The sequence below is a fragment of the Deltaproteobacteria bacterium genome (assembly GCA_026712905.1).
In the GTDB taxonomy this organism is placed as follows: Bacteria; Desulfobacterota; Binatia; order UBA9968; family JAJDTQ01; genus JAJDTQ01.
This window is the reverse complement of sequence record JAPOPM010000035.1, coordinates 1-10,844: the sequence shown is the minus strand read 5'-3', so window position 1 is coordinate 10,844 and position 10,844 is coordinate 1. Positions and strand designations below refer to the sequence as shown.

Here is a 10,844-nt window from a genome sequence, read left to right as displayed (position 1 = left end):
GTCACGCGGAAGGCGTAGTCGTCCCGCGCCAGGAGGACGTAGTCGCCGACGCGGTTGCCTAGCGACGGATGCGGTCCGCCCGGCCCCAGGAGACCGCTTTCCAGGAGTTCCTCGCCGGTGATGCACACGCACGCCTCGGCCAAGTGACGGGCCACCACCTCGCGGAAGCGGGCCTCCCGCGCCGGGCGGACGAAGCAGGAGACCTGCCGGGCGTCACCCGCGGGAAGCAGGGCGAGGCAGTCGAGCAGGCCCGGCACGGCGGTCAGCTCGATCCGCTTGGGCGGGGGCGCGTCCACCACCCCGTGGTCCGCGGTGACCAGGAGCAGGGTCTCGGTGCCCGCCAGTCCGCGCGCAAGGCGCCCCAGGGACTTGTCGATCTCGGCGAGATGGAGTCTCGTCTTGCGGGCCTCGACGCCCTCCCGGTGGCACAGGCTGTCGTACAGTGGCCAGTAGACGTAGGCCACGCCACGACCGCCCTCGCGGGCGAAGCTCACGGTCTGCCGCTCCATGCCCGCGAGCGTCTGGAAGGCGCCGTACCCGTTCCAGCGGGTGCCGGCGTTGGAGTAGGCGCTCCGCCCCAGGGCGCCGAAGGACAGAAGCCGCTTGTGCCGGCGTACCGACGAGAGATACGACGGCAGCCCGAGATAGCGCCTGAGATTGAAGTCTTTCCCCGCCAGCCGGGTGCCCGTTAGCGTCCTCCCCGGCAAGACCGCGCCCACCAAGCCCAGGTCGTGCAGGTGCAGATGCCAGCTCAACACCCCATGCTCGGCCGGGGCGGCGCCCGTGGAAAGGGTTGTCACCGCCGCAGCCGTAGTGCTGGGGAACACCGTGGTGATGCGTAGACCTAGACCTGGATGCCGCGCGAAGAAATGCTCGCCGCCGCCCGCGGCCATGAACCGGTCCAGTTGTTTGTAACCCACGCCGTCCAGCACGAGATAGACGATTCGCGAGATGCCCTTGAAGACGGCTTCATCCAGGGCCCGGAGCCCAGGGTGGGGGGAGGTCCCGCCAAAAGCCCGGATGATGGACGAGAGCAGGTTCACGAGAGAGCCGCCCCGGTAGTCCGGAAAGTGGAAACCCCCGGCCGTCCGGAGATGCTCGAGGATGCGGGCACTCCGGTCGGCGCTACTGTCAACGGCGGATCGCACGTTCAGACGATAGAACAGGGACAACCGCCGGGCAACCAACCGTCGTCGACGCCCCCAAGACCTTGACTCCGACGAAAAGAATTTGAGATGAGGAATACAGTCCGCGGTCAAAGGAGGATCGGCCATGGTCATACGTGAAGTCGCTGACGGTTCCACCTACGTAAGCACCCAGGAAGAGCACGCAGAACTCTCGGCGCAGTTCGCCGCCCACTGGGGCAACGACCGGTTCGAGCGCCTCCGGCCCTACGACACAATGGTCTTCGCCACCACCTACCACGACAGCGGCTACCGCGAGTGGGAAGGTGTGCCGCGGATGGATGCTGCCAAGGGGCGGCCGTATGGCCATCGCGAGCGGATCCCGGATTTCGAGGCCACCGAGTTGACTGCCTACCGCCGCAACGTGGACTGGATTCGCGGCCACGACCTCTACGCCGGAGTCCTGGTCTCCATGCACCGCACCGGCCTGTGGCGCGGCCGCTACGACGTCCTGACCAGTCCCAAGCCGCGGGTGCGCGAACTCAGCGCCCCGGTGCAGGCGGCGCTGCACGAACTCGAAGCGGAGCAGCAACAGGACAAGGCCGCGCTCGCCGCCGGCCACGCGGGCTTTGATAAGGAGTTGTGGATCAACTACCGCATGCTGCAGCTCTTCGACCTGCTGTCGCTGTACTTCTGCTGCGACGGCTACCGCGACAACCGCTTCAAGGAAGAGTGCCTCGCACCCATCCCCGCCGGCTACGCACCCGACAACGGCGTCGAACTGCGCATCACCCCGAACCCGGACGGCTCCGTGCGGATGGACCCCTACCCCTTCGACATCTCCCCACTCCCGCTCACGGTGCGCGCCCGACGGATGCCGCCCGGCCGGTATGCCTCCGAGGCGGAAGCCCGCGCCGCGTACTACAAGACGCCGGCCAGACTGCTGCAATTCCAGGTCAGCAACTGACCCCGCCTTCGCCCGCGGCACAAAATTCTTGACAGAACACTCAGCGTGTATTAGCCTCGACCATATCCGTACCTACTGGTACGGACATGTTTTGAAGAAGGGAGGCGGTCACGGGACCTTTAGCCGATGGATGCCGAAGCCCAACCTTTGGACCGCATCCAGATCTACTACGCGACCAATCGGCGCCACCGCGGACTCGACCGCTGGCAGCCTGCCGGATACGGCATCGAACCGAGCAAGGACGGCACCGAGAACCTGCGCTTCGGCATGGTCACGCTCCACTGCGACGGCGGCAAGGTCACCGAATGCCTCGAAGCCGACTGTGGATTCGGCACCGGCGACGGCGTTCGACTCGCAAAATACTTCTTCGAACGGCGGCGTTCCGCCACCATCGAGGCATTCCGCGAAGATCTTCGGAAGGAACAGAACGAGTCCACCCAGCCGCGACAGAACCTCGGCTCCACACGCGCCTTTTCCGAGCTACGCGACAAGATGGTCGCCGGCGACCATGTCCTCATCTTCGTCCACGGTTTCAACGTGAACTGGTGGGAGGCCGTTGCATCCGCTGCCGGCCTGCAATGCATGCTCAACCGCCACTGCAGCACTGACCCCGCCAACGACTCCACGCCGGTGCACGTGGTCCTGTTCAGTTGGCCCTCCGACGGGCGTTCAATCCCGTACTGGTCCTACTTCTCCGATCGCAGCGACGCCAAGGTGTCCGGCTACGCATTCGGCCGCGGCCTCCTCAAACTCAGAGACTATCTCATCGACACGCGCCGGCTCCTCCGCCAACGGGGCGACCCGCCTTGTGGCCGCTCCGTGTACCTCCTGTGCCATTCCATGGGGAACTACGTCCTGCAAAATGCTCTGGAACGCATCGCCGACTTCTCCATCGGCGGTCGTTTGCCTCAGATCTTCGAGCGGGTATTCCTGTGTGCCGCCGACGTCGCCGCCGACGTATTCCAGCCTGGCGAGCCCTTCCACCGCCTTCCGCAAATGGCAAAGGCGGTCACCATCTACCACAACCGCGGCGATCTCACCATGCCCATATCCGACTATACGAAAGGAAACACCGACCGACTCGGGTGGGCGGGCGCCGAATGGCCTGCCTACCTTCCCGACCGCGTACACCAAGTCGATTGTGGCCGCCTCGTAACCGGCATCGTCGAGCACAGCTACTACCACTGCGGGGCGATCAATGACGACATACGCCAATGCATCGACGGGCTGCCGCCGGACTCGCGGGACAGGACGCGCGAGCCGGTAAGGCATGGTTGGCCCAACGTTTGGCGACTCATCGGAGACTAGCAGGCCGTGGGACAACTCACGTACGTGCGTGTGACCGATGCAACAGGAAGAGCCACCCGCACGAGTTGAAATAGCCGTTCTTCGCGGGCCGTCCCATGCCCACCTTGCGCATGGCCATCGTTAGTTCCAACGAAAGGTAGTCAGTCCCATGGAATGGTTCGCATTCGTCGTCATCGGTCTAATGCTCGCGCACCACTTCGAAATCCAGCGCCGCACCGAAGACCCCCGCAATTGGGAAAAGACCCTCCAGCATTATCGCTGGACTGTACGCGGCGCCCTCCTTCTGTGTGTACTCCTTCTCTTAGCCAGCGTATTTGTCTTCAGCGCCGACGTTTTCATGAACGGTCAAATCGGGCTCATCAACCGGACAAAAGAGTTTTTCCAGGGCGACAAGCCGGTTTCAGTCCTCGTAATAGCGTTCTTCGTCGGAATAGCACGGCTCGTCGCCGAGCGTGCGATGGATACGAAGGACAATCTCCTCTCTGGTTTCAAGGAGTTCCTGCAATCCTTTTTTTCATCCGGCACCTTAAAGCGCCACTCCAGTATCGGCAACCTATCAAATTTCAGCTCCGGCCCTCAGACCGACGCTTGGTTCTACTGGCTTTGCTTCTCCCTCATCATCAGCGTCCTTGATGCTTCGATCCGTGAACTTCCCTTCGACGCCACGGACCCCGCCACGCCCGCAACACCGGTCCCCACCGAGGCCGGAACATCCGCCACGCCCGCCGCTAGCACGCTTCTTGGTTGGTACTTTGCCGGACTCGGGGCTTCCCTCTATGTGGCCATCGGTTACTTCGTATGGGTATACATGACTCTGTACCTCAAATTGGTGCAACATCACCACTTTGCCGGACGCGCCGCGCGTTTGTTTCTCGGCCAAATACTCGGCGACCAACTTCCACGACAATGCACCATCATTGGTCCCTCCTACTCGGGCAAGACCGTCTTTGCGCGTCAGGGCGGCGCTACTGCCCACGATGGCGAGGCACCAAATCCCCACCACGTCGAACCGACCTCCACGGTCGACGTCCGCACGGCGCCGGCCACCAGCGACCACGGGATTACTCTCAACGTCACCACGCTCGACACGCCCGGAGAGAACATGGGCGATCATCTCCTGTTGGCCTCGGCCTTTCGTTCAGATGTTCTCATTTTCGTGCTCGATCTGGGCATGTTCGACCCCACGGCGATGGCCAACGGTGCGAACTACAAGTTGGAGGATTGGCACCACTTGATTCGTCAGGACCAGGACGCAGAGGCTGTGAGAAGCGCCGTAAAATACATGCAAGGTTTTCATTTAGCCACCACTCGTAGCACCGGCGCGGAGTTTGTCTCTGCATCCGAGCTCTTTAAGGTTCGCGCTTTTACGTTGTTCCTGAACCGGAAGGAAGCCCAGGTGTTGGAGCACCTTCGTCCTGTTCTCGATCAAAAGAATGAGGACCTTCAGCGATTGGCGCGAGACATCGGCGAACGGTTTGGGGTACCCGAAAGGGAATGTTGCTGTATTGCCGGCGACGCGAATAATGCCACCGAGGCGTTTCATTTGATCGCAAGGTCCACGAGGATACGCCTGAGAGATTCGTTTTGGCCGGGTAATCTGTCCGTCGTGGGACGGGAGGAATGACACCACGGTTGGGGAGTTCGTTGGTTCGGGGCCATTGAATCGGGTCAAGAATGGCACAGCTCCCCTTGAGGCGCACGCCAACGACGGATTGGCGCTCCCGGCGGAACCGCCCGACCGGCAAAGGCGGCAAGCTACTAACGCGAGTTCGCGGCTCGTGATTTTTGTCGGCCGGCTTCCACGTTCGTGCTTTCGGGGCCTCCGTGCAGGCGGGTCGCATCAAGGTGCACTTACGAAGGCCTTGACCGGACAGCGGTACAGGTCGTCACGCCAGTTACTGATTTGTGCGTAAGTACGATTTGGAGAGTAGGTCGAGATGTTCAGATTGTTGGTGAATATCGGGGGCATTTTTGATGTCTTCGTGTCAAAGAAGGCCCCGGAATCGCTTCGAACCGCGATGTTGCCAACCTTGACCGTCACCGGGCGTGTAGGGAGCATTTTCGTAGAACGGCTTCGTTTCGGGGAAGGAATCGACTACGGACGGAACCGATATCTGCTGCTCCTGACTTCGGCCGCGATGACGGAGGTCGAAAGAAGGCACTTGGTCGGTTCGCTGGAGGAGGCGGTCGGTGCTCGATTCGACAGGCTTATTGAAGCCGTCAATCGAGACGAAGTATCGGAAGATCTACGGGGTATTTTCGCGGCTTGCGCGCGTGCGGACGAACAGGACGACTGGCCGGAAGGGTTTCCGAAGGCCCACCAGGATGGCGAAGGCTCCCAAGCCGCAGTCACGGCTGAGTCCCAAGTGCATCAATCGGAGCAACCGAGAGAGGTTCGCACGTCAGACGATTCCAGGGACAGTGAACAGCCGGAGGACACCACGGGCAAGATCGGCCATCGTGACGGTGAAGGACCATTGCCGTCGCGGGCGGTCTGGCTAGGGGCGGTGGTCGCCATCAATCTGTTGTTTGCGGGACTGGTGTTCGGGTCAATGGCCTGGTACCTGGAGCGAAGCATTGGGCGGGGAAGCCCCGCGGAGGGGCTGGATGGATTGCAGAGGAGAGTTACGGAGCTCTCGACTAAGCTCGATGATCTGGAAAGTTCCGTAGAAAAAGTGGCCAAGACGGTCAATGCGTCGCTGACACAACTTCCAGACCTCTCGACTAAGCTCGATGATCTGGAAGGTTCCGTAGGCGAAGTGGTCGAGACGGTCAATGCGTCGCTGACACAACTTCCAAACCTATCGGCTCAGCTCGGGTATCTGAAAGGTTCCGTAAGACAGTTGCTCACGACGGTCGATCCGTCGCTGAAGAAAAACGGGGAGATCTCGACTGGGCCGAAAGGTGTGGAGGATCCCGTAGGCCAAGTGGTGAAGAAGATTCAAACGATACTGAAAGGCCTCAAATACTATTCTGGGAAAGTTGACGGGCTCTTTGGAAGCAACACGGCAGCTGCAATAAGGGAATGGCAGTTGGATAACGGTGAGTCTTCCACAGGCAAGTTGGATTGGGAGACAATCAAAGGAATCCTTGAGAGCGAACCAAGTGCCACGAGTCATGCCGAGGGTCGCCAAGGTGATGCGGGACCGTAACGACCATGGGTCCGGGCGAGAATCAATCGATGAAGTTTTCAAGGGAAAGGCGTGTGGAGTCTAAGGAAGTTCCTGGCCGCTCGTGTCGCCCTGCCCTCAATGTCAGCCTCACACGGAACGTCCACAAACCCCAATAGCCTCCGGGTCTGGAGATCCCCCAGCAATAGGCCAAGAAAGGTATCAACCGCCTCATCGGCGTCTTCGACGTTGAGCAGGCCACACGCGTGGCACTGTTCCAGATACTGGACGAAGGCGCGGCGAATCGGCTCGCGCCCCACCCTGCCCAAGCTGTGGGCCAAGGCAGGGCCGGAAGTCGCTTCCGCGATGGCGGCACGGTTGATGGAAACCGCGTTGTCGCAGAGGAGGTGGGTGGCCAGTGCTCGGCCAAAATCGGTGAGGGTGGTTTCCACCGATGTGTCGCTGTCGAGGTGGCCGTTCAGGGCGACGCGAACCCGGACGGCGTTTCGGCGAATGACGGCCTCGAAGAGGCCCAGCTTGTCTCCGAACCAGGCATACAGGGTTTCCTTGGACGCCGAGGCCCGTTTGGCCACTTCGAGCATGGTGGTGTCGCGATATCCGCGTTCGGCCAGCACGTTGGCCGCGACATCGAGGATATGACCGCGGCGAGGTGTGCGGGATGACTTTTTCACTCGCCCCTTCCTCCAGCAAATCCTCCAGCCCTGTCGGACTATAACTAGCAGGGTCGGTACGTGTGTCAATAGAAACGTACTGTTTAGTACCTCTAAATCGGTTCGCCGGCGCTGGAAACTCGCACGAACTTCTCAGGTCGGCATCCGGCCGGAGTTTCGACGTCATCCATATCATTTGAGGTAGGCTTTCCCCAACGCACTCGGCGGCACCGCGCGCCCGAAGAAACCCGCCAGCAACACCACCGTCAGGACGTAGGGCAGCATCGGGATCAGTGCCGCCGGCAGCCTGAGCCGTCCCTGGTCGCAGGCGCCGCCGAGGGCGGTGATCAGAAACTGCAGCGCGTTGCCGTCGCCGCATGACACGGCCACGCCTTCCAGCCTTGGCGTGAACGTGTCGAGGAAGCCGAAGAGCAGACAGGCCAGCAGCGCCGGGCCCGGCCGCCACTTCCCGAAGATCATGGCGGCGAGGGCGATATAGCCCTTGCCGGCGGACATCTCGCGCACGAAGCCGGCGCCGTGGGCGATGGAGAGATAGGCGCCGGCGATGCCGCAGAGGACGCCGGCCAGGAGGACGGCGCGATAGCGCAGCCAGGAGACCGAGACGCCCGCCGTCTCCACGGCCTCGGGGGCCTCGCCGACAGCGCGCACGCGCAACCCGAAGGCCGTGCGGTAGAGCAGCCACCACACCGCAAGGACCACGCCCAGGCCGGCGTAGACCAATATGTTGTGGCCCGAGATCAGCTCGGCGTAGAGCGGACCCGCCACCGGCACCTGGGCCACGGCGTCCACTCCGGGCAGGTGGATGGGGCCGAACCGCTCCGTCGGCCCGAGAGCCGGCGTCTGGCCGCCCTGCTGGAAAACGGCGATCCCCACCACGACCGTCAGACCGGACGCCAGGATGTTCACGGCGAGTCCGGAGATGATCTGCTCGCCGTGCTGGGTGATGCAGGCGAACCCGTGAGCGGCCGCGAACAGGACCGCGACCGCGATGGCCGCCGCAAGCCCGATCCAGGGGGAGCCGGAAAGGCTCGCGGCGGCGGCCGCGGCGAAGGCGCCCGCCAGGAGCTTGCCCTCCAGTCCGATGTCCACGATCCCGGACCGTTCGGAAAGAACCCCCGCCATGGCGCAAAGAATCAGCGGGGTGGCCAGCCGAAGCGTCCCGTCGAGAAGCCGCAGGATGTCGACCCAGACATCAGGCATTGGCGGGCCTCCACCAGGACGCCAGGCGGGCGAGCCAGGGCACCGGCATGCGGGCGAGCGCGCCGGAGAAGAGGATAATCAGCCCCTGGATGACCAGGACCATCTCCCGGGTCACGGTCTTGAACTCGAAGTCGAGCTCCGCGCCTCCCTGGTAGAGGGCTCCGAACAGGAGCGACGCCATGACGATGCCCACGGGATGGTTGCGCCCCATCAACGCCACCGCGATGCCCGTGAAGCCGTAGCCCGCGGTGAAGTTGAGAACCAGCTTGTGCTGCACGCCCAGGATCTCGTTCAGCGCCATGCCGCCGGCCAGCGCCCCGGAAATCGCCATGGCCGTCACGATCAGCCGGCGGACCGGGACCCCCGCGTAGACCGCGGCCGGCTCGGATTGGCCCATGACGCGGAGGGCGTAGCCGAGCTTGGTGCGCCAGATCAGCAGCCAGACGCCGACGCAGGCCGCGAGTGCGATGACGAAGGAGAGGTTGAACGGCGAGCGCTCCGCCTCCATCCCGAGCGCCCGCAGGATGTCATGGACGAAGGGGAGCCAAGCCGCCTCGTCGAGGCTCCGGGTCTGTGGCGATCCCTGCCCGGACACCATCAACACGCCCGAGAGCAGCCACACGAGGAGCCCCGAGGCGATGAAGTTGAACATGATGGTGGTGATGACGATGTTGCTGCCGCGATGGGCCTGGAGCCAGCCCGGAATGAAGGCCCAGGCCGCTCCGAACGCCGCCGCCCCGCCCACGGCCAGCAGGATCACCACGACACCGGGCAGGTACGGATCGAGGGCGATGCAGACGAGGGCAACGCCGAGACCGCCCATCATGGCCTGCCCCTCGCCGCCGATGTTGAACAGCATGGCGTGGAAGGCCACCGCCACGGCGAGGCCGGTGAAGATGAAGTTGGTGGTGTAGTAGAGCGTGTAGCCGAGGGAGCCGGGGTGGACGAAGGCGCCCTGGGCCATCACCGCGAGCGCCCTCAGCGGATCCTCGCCGATGGCGGCGAAGACCAGCGCCACCACCGCCAGCGCCAGCATGAGGTTGACGGCCGGGACGACGAAGACATCCATCCAGCGCGGCAGCGGCATCCTGGTCCCGGCGTCAAGTGGCGGCCTGAGCGTAGCGAAGCGAAGTCGAAGGACACATCACGCCGGCGCCTCCCCGGCCATCATCAGGCCCAGTTGCCGGCGCGTGGCCGCGCCGCGGTCCACCGTGCCCACGACGCGTCCGGCGTGCATCACCATGATCCGGTCCGAGAGCGCGAGGATCTCGTCCAGCTCGGCCGAGACCAGCAGGATCGCGCAGCCTTGCCGCTTGAGGGAGAGGATTTTCTCGTGGATGAACTCGATGGCGCCGATGTCCACTCCCCGTGTCGGCTGCGCCAGGAGCAGGATTTCCGGGCCCTCGGTGAACTCCCGGGCGATGACCAGCTTTTGCTGGTTGCCGCCGGAGAAGCCGCTGGCCGGTAACCGTGTATCCAGGGGGCGCACGTCGAAGTCGTTCATGATGGGGAATGCCCGGGACTCCATGGCGGCCGGCCACGCCCAGATCCCGTCACCGAAATGCCCGGGATAGCCGAGCATGGCGTTCTCGCGGGCCTCGAACGGCAACACCAGCCCGCGGCGCTGGCGGTCTTCCGGCACGTGGGCCACGCGCAGCCGGCGCATTCGCGCGTTGTCCGCCGGGTGCGCGCGGTCGACGGTGCCGCCCGCGAGCGCCAGCCGCCCTTCCTGTATCGGGGAAATGCCCGCCAGCACGTCCAGGAGCACCGACTGGCCGTTGCCGGACACACCCGCCACCCCCAGCACCTCGCCCGAGCGCAGCTCGAACGAAACCCGGTCGAGGCGCACGGTTCCGGCGGCGTCGCGCCAGGTGACGTCGTCGACTTGCAGCGCCAGCGCGCCCACCGTGCCGGGCTCATGCTCGCGATCGAGCGCGACCTTGCGCCCCACCATGAGCTCGGCGAGTTCCGCCGGCGTGGTTTGGGCCGGAGTCCGGTGTCCGACGATCCGGCCCGCCCGCATCACCGACACGGCGTCGCACACGGCCATGATCTCCGGGAGCTTGTGGGTGATGAGCAGGATGGTCACGCCGCTGTCGCGCAGGCCCCTCAGGATCTCGAAGAGGCGCTCGGCGTCGGCCGGAGTGAGCACGCCGGTGGGTTCGTCGAGGATCAGGATGCGCGCCCCCCGGCGCAACGCCTTCAGGATCTCGACCCGCTGCTGCACGCCCACCGGCAGGTCCTCCACGACGGCATCGGGATCGACGTCCAGGCCGATGCTGCGCTTGAGCTCCAGCAGTCCCGCGCGCACCTCCGCGGCGGCGAACTTCAGTCGCGCGTGCGGCTCCGCGCCGAGCATGACGTTCTCGAGCACCGTGAAGGTGGGCACGAGCATGAAGTGCTGATGGACCATGCCGATGCCGTGTCCGATGGCATCGGCGGG

The 10,844-nt window shown here is 64.0% G+C and carries 9 protein-coding genes; 4 read left to right on the top strand and 5 right to left on the bottom strand.

From position 1 onward, the window contains the following. On the bottom strand, window positions 1–1,172 hold a 1,172-nt coding region (locus tag OXF11_02620), incomplete at its 3' end, for an alkaline phosphatase family protein (protein MCY4485992.1). Window positions 1,173–1,272: 100 nt separating this feature from the next. Here OXF11_02620 and OXF11_02615 point away from each other — a divergent pair. From OXF11_02615 to OXF11_02600, 4 genes are all read left to right on the top strand, one after another. After that, window positions 1,273–2,091, top strand: coding sequence for a DUF3891 family protein (locus tag OXF11_02615; protein MCY4485991.1), 819 nt, complete (start codon window positions 1,273–1,275; stop codon window positions 2,089–2,091). Window positions 2,092–2,217: 126 nt separating this feature from the next. Beyond that, window positions 2,218–3,399: an alpha/beta fold hydrolase gene (locus tag OXF11_02610; protein MCY4485990.1), complete on the top strand. Its 1,182-nt coding sequence runs from the start codon at window positions 2,218–2,220 to the stop codon at window positions 3,397–3,399. 148 nt (window positions 3,400–3,547) lie between these two features. Next, complete coding sequence (locus OXF11_02605) at window positions 3,548–5,023, top strand: hypothetical protein (protein MCY4485989.1); 1,476 nt, start codon at window positions 3,548–3,550, stop codon at window positions 5,021–5,023. 313 nt (window positions 5,024–5,336) lie between these two features. After that, window positions 5,337–6,551, top strand: a complete 1,215-nt coding sequence (locus OXF11_02600; GenBank protein MCY4485988.1) for a peptidoglycan-binding domain-containing protein — start codon at window positions 5,337–5,339, stop codon at window positions 6,549–6,551. 38 nt (window positions 6,552–6,589) lie between these two features. On the opposite strand, the gene OXF11_02595 is transcribed toward OXF11_02600, so the two are convergent. The 4 genes from OXF11_02595 to OXF11_02580 form a co-directional block, all read right to left on the bottom strand. Beyond that, on the bottom strand, window positions 6,590–7,201 hold the full coding sequence (locus OXF11_02595) for a TetR/AcrR family transcriptional regulator (GenBank protein ID MCY4485987.1): 612 nt from the start codon (window positions 7,199–7,201) through the stop codon (window positions 6,590–6,592). A gap of 171 nt (window positions 7,202–7,372) precedes the next feature. Next, window positions 7,373–8,401, bottom strand: coding sequence for an ABC transporter permease (locus tag OXF11_02590; GenBank protein MCY4485986.1), 1,029 nt, complete (start codon window positions 8,399–8,401; stop codon window positions 7,373–7,375). Further along, on the bottom strand, window positions 8,394–9,488 hold the full coding sequence (locus OXF11_02585) for an ABC transporter permease (protein ID MCY4485985.1): 1,095 nt from the start codon (window positions 9,486–9,488) through the stop codon (window positions 8,394–8,396). Before OXF11_02585 ends, OXF11_02590 begins: the two co-directional genes overlap by 8 nt. Before the next feature lie 57 nt (window positions 9,489–9,545). Beyond that, the coding region (locus OXF11_02580; protein ID MCY4485984.1) for an ABC transporter ATP-binding protein at window positions 9,546–10,844 on the bottom strand (1,299 nt) is incomplete at its 5' end.

What these genes read in the sequence shown, in the direction of transcription:
- OXF11_02590 (MCY4485986.1), bottom strand. Translation starts at nt 8,401, where the DNA reads ATGCCTGATGTCTGGGTCGACATCCTGCGGCTTCTCGACGGGACGCTT.
- OXF11_02585 (MCY4485985.1), bottom strand. Translation starts at nt 9,488, where the DNA reads ATGCCGCTGCCGCGCTGGATGGATGTCTTCGTCGTCCCGGCCGTCAAC.
- OXF11_02605 (MCY4485989.1), top strand. Translation starts at nt 3,548, where the DNA reads ATGGAATGGTTCGCATTCGTCGTCATCGGTCTAATGCTCGCGCACCAC.
- OXF11_02600 (MCY4485988.1), top strand. Translation starts at nt 5,337, where the DNA reads ATGTTCAGATTGTTGGTGAATATCGGGGGCATTTTTGATGTCTTCGTG.
- OXF11_02615 (MCY4485991.1), top strand. Translation starts at nt 1,273, where the DNA reads ATGGTCATACGTGAAGTCGCTGACGGTTCCACCTACGTAAGCACCCAG.
- OXF11_02610 (MCY4485990.1), top strand. Translation starts at nt 2,218, where the DNA reads ATGGATGCCGAAGCCCAACCTTTGGACCGCATCCAGATCTACTACGCG.